This is a genomic window from Pseudomonas schmalbachii (assembly GCF_017589465.1).
GTDB classification, from domain to species: domain Bacteria; phylum Pseudomonadota; class Gammaproteobacteria; order Pseudomonadales; family Pseudomonadaceae; genus Pseudomonas; species Pseudomonas schmalbachii.
Genome location: NZ_JAELYA010000002.1, coordinates 354,508 through 374,738 on the forward strand (window position 1 = coordinate 354,508; position 20,231 = coordinate 374,738).

The window sequence follows — 20,231 nt, forward strand, 5'->3', positions numbered from 1 at the left end:
TTCAATTACCGCAATTCCACTCGCTACGGGCTGCGGGTGGCTTGATACATATCAAGCGCCTCGCGAACCTCGGGCAGGCTCTCCACATACCGCTGCAATTCAGGATAGAAGGCCCGGAAGTCCTCGCTCAGCGGTTCGTACAGATCGACCAGTTCGTCCCAGGCGCCATCCAGCAAACCCGGGCGGGACAGGCGTCGCGCCATCCCGGCCATCACATCCTGCAACACTTCGAACTCCAGATAGCTGCCCAGCCAGTCCTGCGCAGCCATGCGCGGCGCGATGTACGCGAGGCGGCCGGGCAGGCCCGGGGTTTCGTTCAGCACGCCGTACACGCGGCGGGTGAACAGACCCAGCGGCTCGGGCGAATAGGCCTGCCAGTCGCGCGCCAGGCAGTGGTCGAAGAACACATCGACCAGCACGCCGGACAGGCGCCGGCGCTCGCTGGGGAAGCGCGTCTTGGCGACATGGATCAGCGGGTGGGCATCGGTGAAGGCGTCGATATGCCGGTGCACGCGGATCGCCGCTTCGATGTCGGCGGGCCAGCGCCCGGCCAGCGGTCCCTTGACGAAGTCGCCGTAGAGACTGCCGAGCAGCTGCGCGGGCTGCGAACCGCCGAGATGGAGGTGAGCGAGATAGTTCATGCCCTGAGCTTACCCCAGCCGCGAGCGAGGCGGCCGAACTATCAAGCCGGTCGATCTTCATTATCGGTTCAAACAATCACATATCGTCCTGGAGCGATATATAGTTCGTCTCAACGCGATATACCGATACGGCCATGACAGACACCCCGGAAATCGATCTCGACGAAATCATCAAGGCCCTCTCCCACCCCGTGCGGCGCGACATGCTGCACTGGCTGAAGGACCCGGAGCGCTATTTCGTCGAGCAGGACCACCCGTTCGAACTGGGCGTCTGCGCCGGCAAGTTCGACCAGCGTACCGGGCTGTCGCAATCCACTGTCTCGGCGCACCTGGCGACCCTGCAGCGCGCCGGGCTGGTGACCAGCCGGAAGATCGGCCAGTGGAATTTCTTCAAGCGTAACGAAGAGACGATCCAGGCGTTCCTTCGGCAGATGAGCGAAGAGTTGTAAGGCTCGATCCAATTTTTTCGCGGGCATGGCCCCTACGGTCCGACAGGGGGCTTATTCCTGTAGGAGCGAGCTCTGCTCGCGAAGCTTTTGCAGGGCCGATGTTCGCGAGCATCGGACTGGGCGTCCCCCTCGCTCCTACAAAAGCATCATCGGCGGCAAGACAGTTGTTCCGACCAAGACATTCCCACTTCAGGAGCAGGCGCATGCCCACTTCGCTTCTCGTCCTCGCTTTGTCCGCGTTTGCCATCGGCACCACGGAATTCGTCATCATGGGCCTGCTGCCCGACGTCGCCGCCGATCTTGGCGTGTCCATTCCCGGCGCCGGCTGGCTGGTCAGCGGTTATGCCTTCGGCGTGGCGTTCGGCGCGCCGATCATGGCGCTGCTCACCGCGCGCCTGCCGCGCAAGCGCGCCCTGCTGATGCTGATGGGCATCTTCATCGTCGGCAATTTCCTCTGCGCGGTGGCCGCCAACTACGGCCTGCTGATGCTCGCGCGGGTGATCACCGCGCTCTGCCACGGCGCCTTCTTCGGCATCGGTTCGGTGGTCGCCGCCAGCCTGGTGCCGGCCAACCGCAAGGCCTCCGCCGTCGCCCTGATGTTCACCGGCCTGACCCTCGCCAACGTCCTCGGCGTGCCGCTGGGCACCGCGCTCGGCCAGGCCGCCGGCTGGCGTTCGACCTTCTGGGTGGTGACCGTCATCGGCGTGGTGGCGCTGATCGGCCTGTGGCGCGTCCTGCCCGCCGCTCACGACGAGGAGGCGGTGGACATGCGCAAGGAAATCGGCGCCCTCGGCAGCGGCAGCCTGTGGCTGGCGCTGAGCACCACGGTGCTGTTCTCCGCCGCCGTGTTCGCCCTGTTCACCTATGTGGCGCCGATGCTCGGCGAGGTCACCGGCATGACGCCGCGCGGCATCACCTGGTCGCTGGTGCTGATCGGCGTCGGCCTCACCGTCGGCAACGTGATCGGCGGACGCCTCGCCGACTGGCGCCTGGGCGCGACCCTGGCCGGCGTGTTCGCCGCCATGGCGGTGGTTTCCGCGCTGTTCAGCTGGACCAGCCAGGCGCTGCTGCCGGCGGAAATCACCCTGTTCTTCTGGGCCGCCGCGTCGTTCGCCGCCGTGCCGGCGCTGCAGGTCAACGTGGTCCGGGTCGGCCAGTCGGCGCCGAACCTGGTCGCCACCCTGAACATCGGCGCGTTCAACGTCGGCAACGCCATCGGCGCCTGGGTCGGCGGCAGCGTCATCGACCACGGCCTGGGCCTGACCCGTGTGCCACTGGCCGCAGCCCTCCTCGCCCTGCTCGCACTCGCCGCGGTGCTGATCGGCTTCAGCGGCAACCGTACCCAACCTCAACCCGTCCTCGAATAACCCCGAACTGGAGCAACGCAGCATGACTACGCTCTTCGACCCGATCGTGATCGGCGATCTGCAACTCCCCAACCGCATCATCATGGCGCCGCTGACCCGCTGCCGCGCCGACGAAGGCCGCGTGCCCAACTCGCTGATGGCCGAGTACTACGCCCAGCGCGCCGGCGCCGGCCTGATCATCAGCGAGGCCACCTCGGTGACGCCGATGGGTGTCGGCTATCCGGACACCCCTGGCATCTGGTCCGACGAGCAGATTCGCGGCTGGAGCAATATCACCAAGTCGGTGCACGCCAATGGCGGGCGGATCTTCCTGCAGCTGTGGCACGTCGGCCGCATCTCCGATCCGCTCTACCTGAACGGCGAGCTGCCGGTCGCGCCGAGTGCCATCGCCGCCAGGGGACACGTCAGCCTTGTGCGGCCGCACAAGGAATACGTGACCCCGCGCGCGCTGGAAACCGAAGAAATCGCCGATATCGTCGAGGCCTACCGCCAGGGTGCGGAAAACGCCAAGGCCGCCGGTTTCGACGGTGTGGAAATCCACGGCGCCAATGGCTACCTGCTCGACCAGTTCCTGCAGGACAGCACCAACCAGCGCACCGACCGGTACGGCGGCTCCATCGAGAACCGCGCACGCCTGCTGCTGGAAGTGACCGACGCGGCGATTTCCGTGTGGGGCCCGCAGCGCGTCGGCGTACACCTGGCGCCGCGCATGGACATCCATGACATGGGCGACAGCGACCCGCTGGCGACCTTCGGCTACGTGGCCCACGAACTGGGCAAGCGCGGCATCGCCTTCATCTGCACCCGCGAGAAGGCCGGCGACGACAGCATCGGTCCGAAACTGAAGGAAATCTTCGGCGGCACCTACATCGCCAACGAGCGCTTCGACAAGGCCGGCGCCAACCAATGGCTGGCGAGCGGCAAGGCCGATGCGGTGGCCTTCGGCATTCCCTACATCGCCAACCCGGACCTGCCGGAGCGCCTGGCGGCAGACGCGGCGTGGAACGAACCGCATCCGGAGACCTTCTACGCAAGGGGCCCGGTGGGATACCTGGACTACCCGCGGCTGTAAGGACGTAGGTTGGTGCTGAGCTTGCGAAGCCCAACGGTGCCACGCCCGGCAGATGTTGGGCTTCGCTGCGCTCAGCGCCAACCTACGTACTGGCTTGACGGGATAGGCAGAGGCCCAGAAGAGGTACGCGTCCGCTGAATATTACAGATTATTGATACAAATCATTCTCAATAACATCTTGTGCCCCCTAGATTCATGGTCGTTTTCCTTACTTACCAAGCCCAGGAGAAGACCATGCGAGTCAATCGTGCCATTCCCGTGATGCTGGCGCTTGCCAGCCCGTTCGTGATGGCCAAGGAGTACCCCATCGGCGCGCCGCAGTCCTGTGGCGGGATGGAGATCGGCGCGGTGTACCTGCAGCCGATCGAAATGGACCCGCCAGGGATGATGCGCGCCGCGGCGGAATCCGACGTGCACCTGGAGGCCGACATCGCCGCCACCGCCGACAACACCAACGGTTTCCAGGAAGGCAGTTGGGTTCCCCACCTGCACGTGGCCTACGAACTGCGCAAGGAAGGCAGCGACCAGGTTCTCAAGGGCGACTTCCACGGCATGGTGGCCAGCGACGGTCCGCACTACGGCGATAACGTCAAGCTGCTCGGGCCGGGCAAGTACCACCTGACCTACACCATCCTGCCTCCATCCGGTCACGACATGTTCGGCCGGCACGTCGACAAGGAAACCGGCGTGGCGCCCTGGTTCAAGGAATGCAAGGTGGAATACGACTTCACCTATGCCGGCATCGGCAAGAAAGGCGGCTACTGATGCGTGGGCCGCGCCCGCTGCGGGTGCGGCGTTCCCTTTCCGAGAGTCGCGAGGCCGTCATGTTGCGCTTGTTCTTCTGCCTGCTGGCATTGTCGTTCGCCGTTGCCGCGAAGGCAGCACCGCTCCCCACCTATGAGCTGACCATCACCGATGGCCGCTTCACCCCCGAAACGCTGGAAGTGCCCGCCGGGCAGCGCTTCAAGGTCGTCGTGCGCAACGCGGGCAGCGGGCCGGCGGAGTTCGAGAGCACGCCGCTGCGGGTGGAGAAGGTGCTCTCGCCGGGCGTCACCTCGTTCGTGGTGATCCATCCCCTGCGTCCCGGCCGCTATCCCTTCTTCGACGAGTTCCATATGGATCTGCCGCAAGGCGAGATCGTGGCGCACTGATCCGGAGCTACCCATGCTGCAATCCTTGTTCATCGTCTGGCGCGAAAGCGTCGAGGCGCTTCTGGTCGTCGGCATCCTGCATGCCTGGCTCAGCCATCGCCCCGAGCCGGCGCGGGGCCTGCGCATGCTCTGGAGCGGCGTGGGGCTGGGCGTCGCGCTGGCCTGTTCGCTGGCAGTGCTCTTCATGCTGGCTGGGGAATGGCTGGCGGGGCCGTCCGGCGAATGGTTCCAGGCCGCCATGGTGTTCTGTGCCAGCCTGCTGATCCTGCAGATGGTGGTGTGGATGCACCGCAATGGGCGCGGAATGAAGCGCCAGCTGGAGCAGGACGCCGAGCGCAGCATCGCCCGGGACGGCGGCTGGGGCGTGCTGCTGCTGGCAATGCTGGCGGTGGCCCGCGAAGGCAGCGAGACGGTGGTGTTCCTCTATGGCGTCGGCGCGCAGCAGGGCGCGGACTGGACCTGGTTCGCGCTGGGCGGCGTGCTCGGTTTCCTGCTCGCCCTGGCCACCTACGCGGCGCTGCAGTGGTCCTCGCGGATACTGACCTGGCAGCGTTTCTTCCAGGTCAGCGAAATCCTCCTGGTGCTGCTTGGCGGCGCCCTGCTGATGGCGGCGCTGGACCGGGTGGCGGGACAGGTCATGGCGCTGGAGCTGCCCGAGTGGTGCTACGGGCTGTTCGGCGACCCGTTCTGGGATACCTCCGCCTGGCTCAGCGACGGCCACGGCCTGGGTGCGGCTCTGGCCGGATTCGCTGGCTACCGGGCTGCTCCGTCGCTGCTGGCGGTGTTGCTGCTGCCAACCTACTGGCTGCTGGCGGGCTACCTGTGCCGGCGCGGCGAGCCCCGGGCCGAGGCCCGGCTGGCATGAGCACCGCGTCTTCCCGGCTGGCCCGGCTGGGGGACGGCATGCGCCGGCACGCCGGCCTGATCCGTGGGCTGCAATGGGCCGTGGTGTTGTTCTACGCGGTGCTGCTGATCGTCCCGGCGTGCCTGGACCTGCCTCAACCCCAGGCGCGCATGTTCGATGACCTGGCGGTGTTCGCGCAGTTCGTGTTCTGGGGCATCTGGTGGCCGTTCGTGCTGCTGTCGATGGTGCTGTTCGGACGCCTCTGGTGCGGTCTGTTCTGCCCCGAGGGCGCGCTCAGCGAATGGGCCAGCCGCCACGGCCGGGGGCGCGGCGTGCCGCGCTGGATGCGCTGGGGCGGCTGGCCGTTCGTGGCCTTCTGCATGACCACCCTCTACGGCCAACTGGTCAGCGTCTACGACTACGCGCTGCCGGCGCTGCTGATCCTCGGCGGCTCGACGGTAGCGGCGATGCTGGTGGGCTTCCTGTACGGGCGCGGCAAGCGCGTCTGGTGCCGCTACCTGTGCCCGGTCAGCGGCGTGTTCAGCCTGCTCGCGCGGCTGGCGCCGATGCATTTCCGCGTCGACGAGGAACGCTGGCTGGCGAATGCCGGGCCGCACCTGCCGACGCCGAACTGCGCACCCCTGATCGACATTCGCCGCATGACCGGATGCGCCGAGTGCCATTCCTGCGGCCGTTGCAGCGGCCAGCGTGGCGCCGTGGCCCTGAGCCCGCGCTGGCCGAACGAGGAAATCGTCGTGCACGGCCAGCACACGGAAAACCCCTGGCCCGTGCGCCTGCTGCTGTTCGGGGTGATCGGCCTGGCCATGGGCGCCTTCAACTGGACGCTCAGCCCCTGGTTCATCGCGCTCAAGCAGATGAGCGCGGAGTGGCTGGTGGAGCGAGGCATCGTCTGGCCGCTGGAGTCCGACGCGCCCTGGTGGCTGCTGACGCACTACCCGCAGAACAACGACGTCTTCACCTGGCTCGATGGCGGCGTGCTGGCCGTCTACGTGCTGGCCTGGGCGCTGCTCATGGGCGGCTGGCTGACGGCGATGCTGCGCCTGGCCGGCCGGCTGTCGGGACGCGGCCGGGCGCTCTACGCGCACCTGGCCCAGGCGCTGATTCCGCTCGGTGGCTGCGGGCTGTTCCTGGGGCTTTCGGCCACCACCGTGAAGCTCCTGCGCTACGAGGGGCTGGCCCTCGCCTGGGTACAGCCGGCGCGGGCGCTGATGCTGGCGGGCGCCTGTGCCTGGGCGCTGTGGCTGGGCTGGCGGATCGTCCGCCGGCGTGGCGTTTCCTCCCTGCGCCAGCCGGGCGTGCTGGCCTGCCTGGCGCTGGCCTGCGCGCCGGTGCTGGCCGGCTGGTGGCTGATGTTCTGGGGCTGGAATTGAACCGGCGAGGACCGATGGGCGACGTGCACTCCGAAAACGTCCAAGAAGCCCCTTGAGGGGACGACAAGGCCCTGCGTGAACCAAGGTTCAAAGGAGAGAGAGCATGAGGATCACGAACAAGGGAAGCTGGGCGCTGGTGCTGTCCGGCTCGTTGGGGAGCGTCTGTACGCTGGCGGTTGCCGACGAGCCGGGAGGATTCGTCGAGGATTCCTCGCTGAAGCTGCTCGCCCGCAACATGGCCCAGCAGGACGATCGACATGAGCCGGGAGTGCGCGACAGCAAGGAGTGGGGCCAGGGCCTGATGGGCTTCTTCGAGTCCGGCTTTACCCGGGGGCAGGTCGGTTTCGGCGTGGATGCCCAGGCGTTCCAGGCCATCAAGCTGGACGGTGGAGGGGGCACCGCGGGTACGGGCATCCTGCCGATCTCCGAGCCGGACAAGAACGGCTACGACTATGGCAAGGCACCGGGCGACTTTTCCAGCGCCGGAGCGGCGGTGAAGATGCGCCTGTTCGATACCCTGGTCAAATATGGCGACCAGTTGCTGGACAACCCTGTGATCGGCGGCGACCAGCGCATCCTGCCGCAGACTTTCCGTGGCATCAGCGTGACCAACGAGGCTATCGACGGCCTCAGCCTGGATGCCGGACGGGTCAGTTTCAACCGGCCCTACAACCAGAGCGGCAAGCGACGCCTGGATACCAACTACGGGGAAATGCCCGACGGCGAACAGAGCCGCTACCTGAGCTGGGGAGGCGTCAACTATGCGCCGGCAGAGGGGCTGACGACCTCGCTGTATGCCGGCAACCTGCGGGATGTATGGCGTCAGTACTACGCTGCCGTGGATTACCAGTTGGCGCTTGGCGAAGAAACCTCCCTGGCCAGCGGCGTGCACTACTACAACACCCGCGACCGGGGCGATGCGCTGCTCGGCGAAATCGGCACCAACGCCTACAGCGCGTCCCTCGGGCTGACCCACGCCCGGCACACCCTCACCCTGGTCTACCAGCGGGTCAATGGCGATACGCCGTTCGACTACATCAACGGCGGCGGCAGCATCTATCTGGCGAACTCGCAGCAGTATTCGGATTTCGCAGGGCCGCATGAGCGTTCCTGGAAACTCCAGTACGACTACGACCTCTCGGACTACCTGGATGGATTGACCGCCATGGCGTCCTATTCGCGCGGCAAGCTGGACATGACGCGGGCCGACGCGGACAGCCCGGGGTATGCCGACTGGTACAACCCCGATGGCAAGGATGCCTCGCACTGGGAGCGCGATATCGCCTTGAACTACAGCGTGCCTTCGGGAACCTTCAAGGACCTGAGCGTGGCGCTGGAATGGGCGGCGCATCGCACGGCCAATGGCTATTCGGCGGTGGACGACAGCGTCGACGAGTATCGGCTGACTCTCGAATACCCCTACGACCTCCTGTAGAAGCCGGCAGGCTTCGTCCTGAGCCGGAAGCCTTGCGGCTCCCGGCGGGACAAGGATTCGATCGCGGGGCTTTGTCGAGCCGCTGGCGTCAGCGGCTGTCCATCTGCGACTGCAGGTTCTGGATCTGCGCCTGCAGGGTGTTGATGTTGCGTGTCATCTGCTTGCGGAAGGCATCGAACTCCGCCGTGTTGCTGCTCGGCGCCGGCCGGTTGTCGACCTCGCTGCGCAGTACCAGCAGGTCGTCCTGCAGGCTCTTGATCGCCTGGCTCTGGTTGCCCTGCTTCTTCAGCGCGCCGACATCGGTGTTCAGGCTGGCGATATCGGCGGTCATGCTCTTGATCCGCTCGTTGCTGGCGGCGATGTCGTTCTGCAGGCTCTTCAGCTTGCCCTGCTCGTCGGCCAGTGCCTTGAGCTTGCCGTCGAGCTGATTGATCAGTTGCGCGGCGCTTTCCTGTTGCGCCTTCAACTCGGTGCTCAGTTGGTCCAGACGCTTGCCCTGCTGGCCGTCGAACTGCGACAGCGAAGCCTGCTGCTGGCGTGCCTGGTCGGCGAGCTTGCCCTGCAACTGCTTGACCTGCAGGCGCAGTTGCTCGCGATCGGTGGTGGTGGTGGACTCGGTCGCCACCACCTTGCCGCGAATGTCGTCGAGGCGACCGGCGGCTTCCTCGCTGATTTTGGCGAAGCTTTCCTGGGTGGCGATCAGTTGCTGTTCCATCAGCAGCAATTGCTGGTGGCTCCACCACGCCACGCCACCGAGGGCGATAGCCATGGCGCCGACCAGCGCCCACAGCGGCGCGGTATTGCCGCCGCGCTTCACCACCGGGACCGGCCGGCCATCGGGCTCGACGATCCGCCGCGGGAAGTGGCCGAACTCGCTGCGGTCGGCAGCATCGGTGGAAAGACTGGGCACTTCGTCGAGTTCGTCTAACGTGTCGTTACGCATGGAAGAAACCTGTGGAAAGAAACGGCGTGGCGCTGTGCAGGAGCGCAGTATATCGCGTTGCGCCAGCCCCTTGGGCATTGCGCCATCACGAGGCACGGCGCACCGCAGCGGCGCGTTCGCAGGACTCGGAAGACCATCGCCGGCCCCCTGCGGTTCCCCTGCATGCCACGAAATCCGCCGCTTCCCCATGGCGTGGCACAGGGATTGCTCGCCTGCCCGACGGCAAGGCGTCTACCACGCCGCTCACAGGGGGGAAGTCGAGTGATCGAGTTCAACAAGGCCATCCTGGATTGCATGCGCGAACTGCGTCGGCGGTTGCGCGAGGAACAGGCGCTGGACATTCATTTCCAGCAGAACGACGCGATCCTGCGGATGATCAGCGCCTGCGCCGAATCCGCACGGGAGGACACCCGCTCGCTCGGCCAGCGCCTCAGCGAACTGAGCGGCGTGCGCCTGCCGCAGGTGGTGCAGGAACCCAGCTACATGCCCGCGCCGGGCGGCCAGCGGCAGTACGCGGGGCCGCTGCGCGGCTGAGCAGTGATTCGCGGGCATGGCGCGCTACGAAGATGCTCTCGCATTGCCGGTTCCCTCACCCCAGCCCTCTCCCGGAGGGAGAGGGGGCACGTTTGGCGTGGGGCGACATACCGTGCCAGCCGGCAACTCCGAATAGTCCCCTCTCCCTTGAGGGAGAGGGTTAGGGTGAGGGGGAAGCCTCGCGACGAAGCAAAGACAGTGCATCCGTAGGAGCGGGCCATGCCCGCGAAATGCCGGCGCCGCCGATATCGCGCGCATGGCGCGCTCCTACGGGAGAACGTCCCAAGCGACCAGATGCCTCAAAGGCCGCTGCGCTTCCACCAGTCGCAGAACTCGTCCAGCGCGGTCCACAGGCTCACCTGCGGGTCGTAGCCGAGCAGTTCCCGCGCGTGGCTGATATCCAGGGTGAAGTCCCTGGACATCACCGCCATGCCGAGGCGGAACAGGCTCGGTTCCGGCCGCCCCGGCAAAACCCGGCAGATGCCCTCGTTGAGCGCCGCCAGGCCATAACCCACGGCGTATGGGAGATGCTTGTCCACCGGCGGCAGTTCGAGGCGGCGCATCACGTAGTTCACCGCGTCCCAGAACGGCACCGGCTGGCCGTTGCTGATATTGAAGACGTGGCCGAGCGCCGGGACGCCCGCGTGCAGGGCGCTGTACAGCGCGACATTGAGGTTCTGCACGCTGGTGAAGTCGACCTTGTTCAGTCCCTGGCCAATGATGCGCAGGCGGCCCTTGCGATGCCGCTCGATCAGCCGCGGGAAGATGCTGGTATCGCCGGCCCCGGTGACGAAGCGCGGACGCAGCGCCAGCACTTCCAGGCCGAAATCCTGGGCGCCGAGCACGACCTGCTCGGCGCGGTACTTGGTCGCCCCGTAGTGGTCGGAGAAGCGCTTGGGCACCTGATCCTCGGTCACGCCGATGTGCGAGCGGCCATCGAAGTAGATCGACGGCGACGACAGGTGCACCAGCCGCCGCACACGCTGCTTCAGGCAGGCTTCCACCACCTGCTCGGTGAGGCCGACGTTGCCATGCTCGAAATACTCGCGACGGCCCCACACGCCCACCGCGCCGGCACAATGCACCACCGCCTCGACGCCATCGCACAGCCGGCGCACCAGGGCCTGATCGTCGAGATCGCCGGGCATGAACTCGGCGCCGCGCTCAAGCAGCGGCTGCAGCGCCTCCGCACGGCGCCCGTTGACCCGCACTTCCAGCCCCTGATCGAGGGCGTAACGGGCAAAGCGCCCGCCGATGAACCCGCTGGCCCCGGTCACCAGAATCTTCATGCTTTCTCCTTGGTTCCCACCCCATACGAATGGTAGGCGTACGTGGGACTACCCTTATCCATTCAGTCGAATCGAGGCGCAATCATGAGCAAATCCCGCTGGATGATCTACGGGGCCAACGGCTATACCGGCCACCTGATCGCCGAAGAGGCTCGCCGCCAGGGCCTGGCTCCGCTGCTCGGCGGGCGTAATCCGGCCGCCGTGCATGCGCTGGGCAGCCTGCTCGGCATGGAATGCCGGGTGTTCGACCTGGAGCACCGCAGCGCCGCCGACGAGGCCCTGGCCGACGTCGCCGTGGTCGTCAACTGCGCCGGACCGTTCTCCGCCACCGCCGAGCGCATGATCGAGGCCTGCCTGAACAGCGGCACGCACTACGTCGACATCACCGGCGAAATCGCGGTGTTCGAGCATGTCCACGGGCTCGGCGAGGTCGCCCGGGTCTCCGGCATCGTGCTCTGCCCGGGTGTCGGCTTCGACGTCATCCCCACCGATTGCGTGGCTGCCTGCCTGAAGCACGCCATGCCCGACGCCAGCCGCCTGGCGCTGGGCTTCGACAGCTCCAGCGGCCTTTCGCCGGGGACCGCCAAGACCTCGCTGGAAGGCCTCAAGCTCGGCGGCAAGGTGCGCGAGAACGGCGCCCTGCGCGACGTGCCGCTGGGCTACAAGCGGCGCGACATCGATTTCGGCCGTGGCCTGCGGCATGCGGTGACGATTCCCTGGGGCGACGTGGCCACCGCCTACTACTCGACCGGCATCGGCAATATCGAGGTCTACCTGCCGACTCCGCCAGCGGTAGCCGTGGGCATGCGGCTGATCGATCCGCTGCGTCCGCTGCTGGGCGTCGGGCGTCTGCAGGACTGGCTGAAGGGGCAAGTGCAGCGCCGCGTCCATGGTCCCGACGAGGAAGCGCGCGGCCGCCAGCGTACCTGGGTCTGGGGCGAGGCGCGCAACGCGCACGGCGAGCGGCGCATCGCCCGCCTGGAAACCGCCAACGGCTACGAGGTGACCGTCCACGGCGCGCTGCTCGCCGTGCGCCATCTGCTCGACTATCGCGGGCCGGGCGGCTACTTCACGCCGTCGCAGCTGTTCGGCGAGCGCTGCGTGGAGGAACTGCCGGGCAGCGGCCGGATCGTCATCCGCGGCTGATCAGCCGGCAATCGGCACCAGCATCTGCGCCGCATTGCGCAGCAGGTGGGCGGTCAGCGCGGCGAGCAGTTCGCCGCCGTTGCGCCAGTGATGCCAGTACAGCGGCACGTCGATCACCTGCCCCGGCACCAGTTCCACCAGCTCGCCGCGCTCCAGTTCGCCGCGCACCTGCTGCTCCGGCACCAGCCCCCAGCCGAGGCCGCCGCAGGTCAGGCGGACGAAGCCCTCCGAGGACGGGCACAGGTGGTGGATGAAACCGCCGCTCACGCCAAGATCGGCCAGGTAACGGTGCTGTAGCTGGTCATCCGGGCCGAAGACGATTGCCGGCGCCCGGGCCAGTTCGCCGGGGCGCACACCGTCGGGGAAATGCCGGGCGATGAACGCCGGGCTGGCCAGCCCGCGATAGCGCATCGCCCCCAGCGGCACACAGCGGCCGCCGGTCACCGGGCGCGGGCTGGCGCAGACGCAGCCGGCCACCTCACCGGCGCGCATGCGCTTGAGGCCGACTTCCTGGTCTTCCATCACCATGTCCAGCAACACCCCGCGCTCGGCGCAGAAGTCGCCCACCGCGGCGGCCCACCAGGTCGCCAGGCTGTCGGCATTGAGCGCCAGGCGCAGGCGCTCGACCGGGCCGCCCTCGTCCAGCATCGGCACCCATTGCTGCAGGTCGCCTTCCAGCAGGCGCACCTGCTGCACGTGGTTGAGCAGACGCTGGCCCAGCTCGGTCGGCTGCGGACGCGCCGAGCGCACCAGCACCGGCTGGCCGACCCGCGCTTCGAGCAGCTTGATGCGCTGGGAAATCGCCGACTGCGACAGGCCCAGCGCCTGGGCGCCGCGCTCGAAGCCGCCCTGCTCCACCACGGCGGCCAGGGCAGCCAGCAGCTTGTAGTCGAACATGATCAGTTTTCCTAATGGGATATCAGCAGGATTCGTTTTCCTTATACAGCCGGGCACCGCAGACTGGCCAGCAATTCCCACTCGACTGACGGACTTCCTCCCATGTGGCAAAGCTATCTGAACGGCCTGCTGGTGGCCGCCGGCCTGATCATGGCCATCGGCGCGCAGAACGCCTTCGTCCTCGCCCAGAGCCTGCGCCGCGAGCACCACCTGTCGGTAGCCACGCTCTGCGTGCTGTGCGACGCACTGCTGGTCAGCGCCGGGGTGTTCGGCCTGGCCAAGGTGCTGGCGGAAAGCCCCACGCTGCTCGCCGTGGCACGCTGGGGCGGCGCCACCTTCCTCATCTGGTACGGCCTCAAGGCGCTACACCGCGCTGTATTTCCGCAAGGGCTGGAGCGCAACGGCGACGCCGGGCCGCGCTCGCGCAAAGCGGTGCTGCTGGCGGCGCTGGCGGTCACCCTGCTCAATCCGCACGTGTATCTCGACACCGTGCTGCTGATCGGCTCCCTCGGCGCCCAGCAGGCCGCGCCCGGCGCCTATGCCATGGGCGCGGCGAGCGCCTCGCTGCTGTGGTTCTTCACCCTCGCCGTCGGCGCCGCCTGGCTCGCCCCCTGGCTGGCACGCCCGGCGACCTGGCGCCTGCTCGACCTGATGGTCGCGGCGATGATGCTCGGCGTGGCCGCGCAACTGGTGTTCGCCGCGTAGGTTGGCGCTGAGCGCAGCGAAGCCCAACATCTGTCGGGGACTGCTCCAATTCCGTTGGGCTTCGCAGGCTCAGCCCAACCTACCCCATCCTACAAGTCTGGGCAGTCCGCGGACGGCCCTGGCGCAAGGCTTTGACCCTACAGTTGCTGCGTGGATATGCCTGGGGGCGGGTGCTATGATCCTCGATTCGCGGTGCCGGAAGCCAAGGCTTCCGGACACAACCGGCGCGCTGGCCTGTCCTTCGGGATCCATTTCAGTGACGTCCTGCTGCCGCGACAATCACCCTGCCGGCCCCGTGCACCGGTAACGCGCCTACAGCGCCAGCCTTGACCTGATGAAGAAATAGGAGAAACACCATGGCTTTCGAATTGCCGCCGCTGCCTTACGCGAAAGACGCCCTCCAGCCGCACATTTCCGCGGAAACCCTGGAATACCACCACGGCAAGCACCACAACACCTACGTGGTGAACCTGAACAACCTGGTTCCGGGCACCGAATTCGAAGGCAAGAGCCTGGAAGACATCGTCAAGACCTCTTCCGGCGGCATCTTCAACAACGCCGCCCAGGTCTGGAACCACACCTTCTACTGGAACTGCCTGGCTCCGAACGCCGGCGGCCAGCCGACCGGTGCCCTGGCTGACGCCATCAACGCCGCCTTCGGTTCCTTCGACAAGTTCAAGGAAGAGTTCACCAAGACCGCCATCGGCACCTTCGGCTCCGGCTGGGCCTGGCTGGTGAAGAAGGCCGACGGTTCCCTGGCCCTGGCCAGCACCATCGGCGCCGGCTGCCCGCTGACCAGCGGCGACACCCCGCTGCTGACCTGCGACGTCTGGGAACACGCCTACTACATCGACTACCGCAACCTGCGTCCGAAGTACGTCGAGGCGTTCTGGAACCTGGTGAACTGGGACTTCGTGGCGAAGAACTTCGCTGCCTGATAGCTCCCCAGAGCACATCGGAAACCCGGCCACACCAGCCGGGTTTCCTTTTTTCCGCCCGAGCAAGCCATGACGCCAGCCGCCCACGCCACAAAGCGACGGAAAAATGCCGACGGCCCTTTGACTCTATCCGGGCGATTGCCAATACTCGAAAAACGCTCAGGACAGAGCGAGCCCAAGCCAGAGCAGGCATGTTCACCGCCCATGGCTGACGCACAGCGGACCAGGGAAGCGTCCTCAGACCGGTCATTCACCTCCGGCGAAGAACAAGGATGCCCGCCTTGAAACTGGCCCCCCGACACAGCCTGTCGTTCAAGCTGTTGAGTGTCGTGTTGCTCGCCGCTCTCGCGGTCGGCGTGGTGCTCAGCTGCGCGCAGATCGTTTTCAACGCCTACACGGCGCGGCACGTGGCGCAGAGCGAAGCCGAACACATCCTGGCGATGTTCCGCGACCCGTCGACCCAGGCGATCTACAGCCTCGACCGCGACATGGCCATGCAGGTCCTGGAAGGCCTGTTCCAGCACGAGGCGGTGCGCTACGCCGCCATCAGCCAGCCCGACGAACCCATGCTCGCCGAACGCTCGCGCCCGCTGCTGGAATCGCCGAGCCGCTGGCTGACCGATCCGATCTTCGGCGCCGAGATGAGCTACTCGATCCCGCTGACCAGCCGCGACGAGGCGCACGAATACTACGGCGACCTGAAGATCACCCTCGACACCGCCCCCTATGGCAACGATTTCGTCGCTTCCTCGGTGTTCATCTTCATCGCCGGCATCCTCCGCGCCCTGGTCCTCGGCCTGGTGCTGTTCCTGATCTACCACTGGCTGCTGACCAAGCCGCTGTCGCGCCTCATCGAGCACCTGTCGAAGATCAACCCGGACCATCCCGGCCAGCGCAAGCTGCCCATGCTGCGCGGCCACGAGGACAACGAACTGGGCCTGTGGGTGAAGACCGCCAACCAGTTGCTGGAGTCGATCGAGCGCAACGGCCACCTGCGCCGCGAGGCCGAAGACAGCCTGCTGCGCATTTCCCAGTACGACTTCCTCACCGGCCTGCCCAACCGCCAGCTGCTGCAGCTGCGCCTCGAACGGATTCTCGAGGACAGCAGCGGCCTGAAACGCTCGGTGGCGGTGCTGTGCCTGGGCCTGGACGACTTCAAGGGGATCAACGAACAGTACAGCTACCAGTTCGGCGACCAGTTGCTGGTCGCCTTCGCCGAACGCCTGCGCGCGACCAGCGCCCACATCGGCACGCTGGCCCGGCTGGGCGGCGACCAGTTCGCCCTGGTCCAGGCCGACATCGAGCAGCCCTACGAAGCGGCCGGACTGGCCCAGCGCATCCTCGACGACCTGGAAACCCCGTTCGAACTGGACGAGCAGACCATCCACCTGCGCGCCACCATCGGCATCACCCTCTATCCCGAGGACGGCAACACCGCCGAGAAGCTGCTGCAGAAGGCCGAGCAGACCATGACCCTGGCCAAGCATCGCTCGCGCAACCGCTACCAGTTCTACATCGCCAGCGTGGACAGCGAGATGCGCCGCCGCCGCGAGCTGGAAAAGGACCTGCGCGAAGCCCTCGGGCGCGGCGAACTGCGCCTGGTCTACCAGCCGCAGGTGAACTACACCAATCACCGCGTGGTCGGCGTCGAAGCGCTGCTGCGCTGGCAGCATCCGACGCGCGGACTGGTCGCCCCGGACCTGTTCATCCCGCTGGCGGAGCAGAACGGCAGCATCTTCGACATCGGCGAATGGGTGCTCGACCAGGCCTGCGAGCAGTTGCGCGAATGGCACGACCTGGGCTTCGACGGCCTGCGCATGGCGGTCAACCTGTCGGCGGTGCAGTTGCGTCACTCGGCGCTGCCGCGGGTGGTCAGCAACCTGCTGCAGAAGCACCGCCTGCCGCCGCGCAGCCTGGAACTGGAGGTGACCGAAACCGCGCTGATGGAGGATATCGGCGCCGCCGCCCAGCACCTGAACAGCCTGCGCCGGGCCGGCGCGCAGATCGCCATCGACGACTTCGGCACCGGCTATTCATCGCTGAGCTACCTGAACCGCCTGCCGCTGGACAAGATCAAGATCGACCGCAGCTTCGTCCAGGACCTGCAGCAAAACGACGACGACGCCACCATCGTTCGCGCCATCATCCAGCTCGGCAAGAACCTCGGCATGCAGGTGATCGCCGAGGGCGTGGAGACCCTCGACCAGGAAATCTACCTGATCGCCCAGGGCTGCCACGAAGGCCAGGGCTACCTGTACGGCAAACCGCTGCCGGCACGCGAACTGACCCAGCAGCTCAAGCAGGTACAGCGCCTGAACAATGAGGTGTGATGGGTGGTGCCTCAGAGGCCGCCTAGCTGCACGTAGAACCACGCCCCCAGCAATGCTCCACCCAGGCACAACGCACCATGCCCGGCGGCCAGCCAGCGCAGGCGCCCTCCCAGCTCGTCCTCGCCGTAGCTGGAGAGGATGAACGGCTGCCGCTCGGCCGGCTTGCCCAGGCGGTGGCGGGTCGGCGCGGCGCTGCTGGCGCGGTGGCGATCCTCGGCTTCCAGTTGCGCCGCCAGGCGCACCCGCTGCCATTCGCGCTCGTCGAGCTGGCCGTCGCCGTCGCTGTCGAAACGCGTCAGCAGGCCGGCGAAATCGCCCTTCCATTCGCGGATCACCGCCGCCTGCGCGCGCTCGATATCCAGCCCCTGGCGACCGCCGCCGGAAGAATGGAAATCGCCCAGCGCATACAGCGGCTGGCCGACCTGCAGACGTTCCTCGGTATAGCGATAGTTGCCGGGGGCGCCGAGCAGTTGGCCGAGCAGGCCGGGAGCCGGCGCGGCGCCGCGTGGATGGCGCTGGCGGCCTTCCCAGCGATCGCGGGTCAGCGGCCGCACATCGGCGCCACGCGGGTCGATCAGGCAACTGCCGGTGGCATCGCGCAGGCCGAACCAGCCCTCGCTGACGCCCTTCTCCACCGTGCGCCAGGAGCTTTCACCCTTGCTGTTGCGCTGCTCCGCCTCGATCCGGTAGCGCCACCACAGGCACGGCTTGCCGGTCAGCGGGCCGCGCAGTTCCGCCTCGGGGCCCTCTTCGAGAACCCCGTAGAGCTCGGTGAAACCCTGCGCCGCGGAACGGATCTTCGAGGTCGGCACGTCGGACAGCAGGCGCGCCTGGGCGAAATAGCGGATGCAGCGCCAGCCGCCATAGAGGCTGGCCGCACAGGCCATGGCAAGGAAGATCCACTGGTTGCCGGAACTCATGCCGCGCTCAGCCGAACAGTGCCTTGAGGTCGACGTCGGCCTTTTCCGCCGTGCTCACCTGCAGCAGTTGCGCGGCCTTGAAGGCGAACAGGCGGGCGACCAGCAGGTCGGGGAACTGCTCGATGCGCACGTTGTTCAGGTTGACCGCCTCGTTGTACAGCTCGCGGCGGTCGGCGATGCCGTTCTCCAGCCCGCTGATGCGCTGGGAGAGGAACTGGAAGCTCTCGTTGGCCTTCAGTTGCGGGTAGTTCTCCGCCAGGGCGAACAATTGCCCGAGGCCGGCCCGCAGCCCGCCTTCGGCACGTCCCAGGGCGCCGATGTCGCCGCGCTCGCGGGCGCTGGCCACGGCGTTGCGCGCGCTGATCACCTGCTCCAGGGTCTGCCGTTCGTGCTGCATGTACTGCTTGCAGGCCTCCACCAGCTTGGGCAGTTCGTCATGGCGCTGCTTGAGCAGCACGTCGATGTTCGCCCAGGCCTTGCCGACCCCATGCTTGAGCCGCACCAGGCCGTTGTAGAGCACCACCAGGTAGCCGGCCAGCAGAATCCCTATCACCCACAGCGCAACCAGGAAAAGACTCATCGATGTTCTCCTTGAACAGGGTCGACGGGATTCTAACGGCATGTGGCCAGTTGATCCGCCATATACATTGCTTTTCGCACTTTTCAAAAATGAAAATCTTTCGCATTATGTCGCGGTTTTTTCGCGCAGCGCATCTTCTTCACTCATGCTTAAGGAACCCGCCATGACTCGTATGTCCTGGGCAAGCGCCAGTCTGCTGGCTATCGCCATTTCCCTCGCCGGTTGCGGCGACGACAAGAAAGATGCCCCCGCCAGCCAGGCAGCCGCTCCGGCGACCAGCAGCCAGAGCAGCGCCCCGGCCGCCAAGGTCGACGACGCCGCCGTGAAGGCCGTGGTGAAGAACTACGCCGATATCGCCGAAGCCACTTTCGGCGACGCCCTGACCACCGCCAAGGCGCTGCAGGCCGCTGTCGACGCGCTGATCGCCAAGCCCAGCGAAGAAACCCTGAAAGCCGCCCGCGACGCCTGGCTGGTCGCGCGCAAGCCCTACTCGCAAAGTGAAGCTTTCCGCTTCGGCAACGCCGTGGTGGACGACTGGGAAGGCGCGGTCAACGCCTGGCCGCTGGACGAAGGCCTGATCGACTACGTCGCCAAGGACTACCAGCACGCCGAAGGCAATGCCGGCGCCAGCGCCAACATCGTCGCCAACACCGAGATCCAGATCGGCGAAGACAAGCTCGACGTGAAGGAAATCACCGGCGAGAAACTGGCCAGCCTGAACGAGCTGGGCGGTTCCGAGGCGAACGTCGCCACCGGCTACCACGCCATCGAATTCCTCCTCTGGGGCCAGGACCTGAACGGCACCAATCCGGGCGCCGGCAACCGTCCGTTCACCGACTACGCCCAGGGCGCCGACTGCAGCAACGGTCACTGCGACCGCCGCGCGCAGTACCTGAAGGCCGTCACCGACCTGCTGGTCGCCCAGCTGGAAGAGATGGTCGGCAACTGGAAGGCCGGCGTCGCCGACAACTACCGTGCCAAGCTGGAAGCCGGCAGCACCGACGACAACCTGCGCAAGATGTTCTTCGGCCTGGGCAGCCTGTCCCTCGGCGAACTGGCCGGCGAGCGCATGAAGGTCGCCCTGGAAGCCAACTCCACCGAAGACGAGCACGACTGCTTCAGCGACGACACCCACCACACCCTGTTCTTCGATGCCAAGGGCATCCGCAACATCTACCTGGGCGAGTACCAGCGCGTGGATGGCAGCGTGGTGAAAGGCCCGAGCCTGTCCGAGCTGGTCGCCAAGGTCGACCCGGCCGCCGACACCGCCCTGAAGGCCGACCTGGACGCCACCCAGGCCAAGCTGCAGGTCATCGTCGATCGCGCCGAGAAAGAGAACGTGCACTTCGACCAGATGATCGCTCCCGATGCCAAGGACGATCAGCAGAAGATCCGCGACGTGATCGCCTCGCTGGTCGCCCAGACCGGCGCCATCGAGAAGGCCGCGACCGCCGTCGGCGTGCAGGACCTGAAGCCGGACACCGCCGATCACACCTTCTGATCGAGCCCGGCTGACAACGACAAGGCCCCGCCCCGGCGGGGCCTTGTCGTTCGTAGGTTGGCGCTGAACGCAGTGAAGCCCAACAGGCCCAGGCTTGT

Annotated in this window: 20 protein-coding genes; 14 read left to right on the top strand and 6 right to left on the bottom strand. The window is 66.7% G+C overall.

Annotation, left to right across the window (positions count from 1 at the left end):
- Positions 1-23: 23 nt before the first annotated feature.
- On the bottom strand, positions 24-641 hold the full coding sequence (locus JFY56_RS07125; protein WP_208312836.1) for an acyl carrier protein phosphodiesterase: 618 nt from the start codon (positions 639-641) through the stop codon (positions 24-26).
- Positions 642-775: 134 nt separating this feature from the next.
- Here JFY56_RS07125 and JFY56_RS07130 point away from each other — a divergent pair, with 134 nt between their 5' ends.
- The 8 genes from JFY56_RS07130 to JFY56_RS07165 all read left to right on the top strand — a co-directional run bounded on the left by JFY56_RS07130 (position 776) and on the right by JFY56_RS07165 (position 8,350).
- Positions 776-1,090, top strand: a complete 315-nt coding sequence (locus JFY56_RS07130) for an ArsR/SmtB family transcription factor (protein ID WP_208312837.1) — start codon at positions 776-778, stop codon at positions 1,088-1,090.
- A 203-nt stretch (positions 1,091-1,293) separates the two neighbouring features.
- On the top strand, positions 1,294-2,457 hold the full coding sequence (locus JFY56_RS07135; RefSeq protein WP_208312838.1) for an MFS transporter: 1,164 nt from the start codon (positions 1,294-1,296) through the stop codon (positions 2,455-2,457).
- Between the two features lie 22 nt (positions 2,458-2,479).
- On the top strand, positions 2,480-3,529 hold the full coding sequence (locus JFY56_RS07140; RefSeq protein ID WP_208312839.1) for an alkene reductase: 1,050 nt from the start codon (positions 2,480-2,482) through the stop codon (positions 3,527-3,529).
- Positions 3,530-3,763: 234 nt separating this feature from the next.
- The gene (locus JFY56_RS07145; RefSeq protein WP_208312840.1) at positions 3,764-4,294 is read left to right on the top strand and encodes an iron transporter; all 531 of its coding nucleotides are present in this window, start codon (positions 3,764-3,766) and stop codon (positions 4,292-4,294) included.
- Positions 4,295-4,353: 59 nt separating this feature from the next.
- Positions 4,354-4,680 (top strand): cupredoxin domain-containing protein, encoded by a 327-nt coding sequence (locus tag JFY56_RS07150; protein WP_208312841.1) that lies wholly within the window; start codon positions 4,354-4,356, stop codon positions 4,678-4,680.
- A gap of 13 nt (positions 4,681-4,693) precedes the next feature.
- Positions 4,694-5,545 (top strand): FTR1 family iron permease, encoded by an 852-nt coding sequence (locus JFY56_RS07155; protein ID WP_208312842.1) that lies wholly within the window; start codon positions 4,694-4,696, stop codon positions 5,543-5,545.
- Positions 5,542-6,915 carry a 4Fe-4S binding protein gene (locus tag JFY56_RS07160; RefSeq protein WP_208312843.1) on the top strand — a complete coding sequence of 458 codons (1,374 nt, stop codon included), beginning with the start codon at positions 5,542-5,544 and terminating at the stop codon, positions 6,913-6,915. Before JFY56_RS07155 ends, JFY56_RS07160 begins: the two co-directional genes overlap by 4 nt.
- A 103-nt stretch (positions 6,916-7,018) precedes the next feature.
- Entirely contained in the window at positions 7,019-8,350 is a 1,332-nt protein-coding gene (locus JFY56_RS07165) for an OprD family outer membrane porin (RefSeq protein WP_208312844.1), read from the top strand.
- An 88-nt stretch (positions 8,351-8,438) separates the two neighbouring features.
- Here the strand turns inward: JFY56_RS07165 and JFY56_RS07170 are convergent, their stop codons facing one another.
- Positions 8,439-9,293 carry an ATPase gene (locus tag JFY56_RS07170; protein WP_208312845.1) on the bottom strand — a complete coding sequence of 285 codons (855 nt, stop codon included), beginning with the start codon at positions 9,291-9,293 and terminating at the stop codon, positions 8,439-8,441.
- 264 nt (positions 9,294-9,557) lie between these two features.
- Here JFY56_RS07170 and JFY56_RS07175 point away from each other — a divergent pair, with 264 nt between their 5' ends.
- Complete coding sequence (locus JFY56_RS07175; RefSeq protein ID WP_328824842.1) at positions 9,558-9,827, top strand: hypothetical protein; 270 nt, start codon at positions 9,558-9,560, stop codon at positions 9,825-9,827.
- Between the two features lie 299 nt (positions 9,828-10,126).
- Here the strand turns inward: JFY56_RS07175 and JFY56_RS07180 are convergent, their stop codons facing one another.
- Positions 10,127-11,116, bottom strand: a complete 990-nt coding sequence (locus JFY56_RS07180) for an NAD-dependent epimerase/dehydratase family protein (protein WP_208312847.1) — start codon at positions 11,114-11,116, stop codon at positions 10,127-10,129.
- 84 nt (positions 11,117-11,200) lie between these two features.
- Between JFY56_RS07180 and JFY56_RS07185 the strand changes: the two genes are divergently transcribed.
- Positions 11,201-12,262: a saccharopine dehydrogenase family protein gene (locus JFY56_RS07185; protein ID WP_208312848.1), complete on the top strand. Its 1,062-nt coding sequence runs from the start codon at positions 11,201-11,203 to the stop codon at positions 12,260-12,262.
- Here the strand turns inward: JFY56_RS07185 and JFY56_RS07190 are convergent, their stop codons facing one another.
- Positions 12,263-13,165 (bottom strand): LysR family transcriptional regulator ArgP, encoded by a 903-nt coding sequence (locus tag JFY56_RS07190; protein ID WP_208313225.1) that lies wholly within the window; start codon positions 13,163-13,165, stop codon positions 12,263-12,265.
- Positions 13,166-13,261: 96 nt separating this feature from the next.
- Between JFY56_RS07190 and JFY56_RS07195 the strand changes: the two genes are divergently transcribed.
- The 3 genes from JFY56_RS07195 (at position 13,262) to JFY56_RS07205 (ending at position 17,132) form a co-directional block, all read left to right on the top strand.
- Positions 13,262-13,864: a LysE/ArgO family amino acid transporter gene (locus tag JFY56_RS07195; RefSeq protein WP_208312849.1), complete on the top strand. Its 603-nt coding sequence runs from the start codon at positions 13,262-13,264 to the stop codon at positions 13,862-13,864.
- A 356-nt stretch (positions 13,865-14,220) separates the two neighbouring features.
- A complete protein-coding gene (gene sodB, locus JFY56_RS07200) occupies positions 14,221-14,802 on the top strand; it encodes a superoxide dismutase [Fe] (protein ID WP_208312850.1) in 582 nt (193 codons plus the stop codon).
- A 281-nt stretch (positions 14,803-15,083) separates the two neighbouring features.
- Positions 15,084-17,132, top strand: a complete 2,049-nt coding sequence (locus tag JFY56_RS07205; protein ID WP_208312851.1) for a putative bifunctional diguanylate cyclase/phosphodiesterase — start codon at positions 15,084-15,086, stop codon at positions 17,130-17,132.
- 11 nt (positions 17,133-17,143) lie between these two features.
- On the opposite strand, the gene JFY56_RS07210 is transcribed toward JFY56_RS07205, so the two are convergent.
- Both JFY56_RS07210 and JFY56_RS07215 read right to left on the bottom strand, forming a co-directional pair.
- Entirely contained in the window at positions 17,144-18,019 is an 876-nt protein-coding gene (locus JFY56_RS07210) for a GIDE domain-containing protein (protein WP_408004390.1), read from the bottom strand.
- 40 nt (positions 18,020-18,059) lie between these two features.
- Positions 18,060-18,632, bottom strand: a complete 573-nt coding sequence (locus JFY56_RS07215; protein WP_208312853.1) for a LemA family protein — start codon at positions 18,630-18,632, stop codon at positions 18,060-18,062.
- A 163-nt stretch (positions 18,633-18,795) separates the two neighbouring features.
- Here JFY56_RS07215 and JFY56_RS07220 point away from each other — a divergent pair, with 163 nt between their 5' ends.
- On the top strand, positions 18,796-20,133 hold the full coding sequence (locus tag JFY56_RS07220; RefSeq protein WP_208312854.1) for an imelysin family protein: 1,338 nt from the start codon (positions 18,796-18,798) through the stop codon (positions 20,131-20,133).
- The last annotated feature ends 98 nt before the right edge of the window (positions 20,134-20,231 follow it).

Excerpts from the sequence above, each read along its gene's own strand:
- JFY56_RS07145 (WP_208312840.1), top strand. The coding sequence starts at position 3,764 with ATGCGAGTCAATCGTGCCATTCCCGTGATGCTGGCGCTTGCCAGCCCG.
- JFY56_RS07125 (WP_208312836.1), bottom strand. The coding sequence starts at position 641 with ATGAACTATCTCGCTCACCTCCATCTCGGCGGTTCGCAGCCCGCGCAG.
- JFY56_RS07170 (WP_208312845.1), bottom strand. The coding sequence starts at position 9,293 with ATGCGTAACGACACGTTAGACGAACTCGACGAAGTGCCCAGTCTTTCC.
- JFY56_RS07185 (WP_208312848.1), top strand. The coding sequence starts at position 11,201 with ATGAGCAAATCCCGCTGGATGATCTACGGGGCCAACGGCTATACCGGC.
- JFY56_RS07180 (WP_208312847.1), bottom strand. The coding sequence starts at position 11,116 with ATGAAGATTCTGGTGACCGGGGCCAGCGGGTTCATCGGCGGGCGCTTT.
- sodB (WP_208312850.1), top strand. The coding sequence starts at position 14,221 with ATGGCTTTCGAATTGCCGCCGCTGCCTTACGCGAAAGACGCCCTCCAG.
- JFY56_RS07155 (WP_208312842.1), top strand. The coding sequence starts at position 4,694 with ATGCTGCAATCCTTGTTCATCGTCTGGCGCGAAAGCGTCGAGGCGCTT.
- JFY56_RS07150 (WP_208312841.1), top strand. The coding sequence starts at position 4,354 with ATGTTGCGCTTGTTCTTCTGCCTGCTGGCATTGTCGTTCGCCGTTGCC.
- JFY56_RS07195 (WP_208312849.1), top strand. The coding sequence starts at position 13,262 with ATGTGGCAAAGCTATCTGAACGGCCTGCTGGTGGCCGCCGGCCTGATC.
- JFY56_RS07165 (WP_208312844.1), top strand. The coding sequence starts at position 7,019 with ATGAGGATCACGAACAAGGGAAGCTGGGCGCTGGTGCTGTCCGGCTCG.
- JFY56_RS07220 (WP_208312854.1), top strand. The coding sequence starts at position 18,796 with ATGACTCGTATGTCCTGGGCAAGCGCCAGTCTGCTGGCTATCGCCATT.
- JFY56_RS07135 (WP_208312838.1), top strand. The coding sequence starts at position 1,294 with ATGCCCACTTCGCTTCTCGTCCTCGCTTTGTCCGCGTTTGCCATCGGC.
- JFY56_RS07130 (WP_208312837.1), top strand. The coding sequence starts at position 776 with ATGACAGACACCCCGGAAATCGATCTCGACGAAATCATCAAGGCCCTC.
- JFY56_RS07210 (WP_408004390.1), bottom strand. The coding sequence starts at position 18,019 with ATGGCCTGTGCGGCCAGCCTCTATGGCGGCTGGCGCTGCATCCGCTAT.
- JFY56_RS07140 (WP_208312839.1), top strand. The coding sequence starts at position 2,480 with ATGACTACGCTCTTCGACCCGATCGTGATCGGCGATCTGCAACTCCCC.
- JFY56_RS07160 (WP_208312843.1), top strand. The coding sequence starts at position 5,542 with ATGAGCACCGCGTCTTCCCGGCTGGCCCGGCTGGGGGACGGCATGCGC.
- JFY56_RS07215 (WP_208312853.1), bottom strand. The coding sequence starts at position 18,632 with ATGAGTCTTTTCCTGGTTGCGCTGTGGGTGATAGGGATTCTGCTGGCC.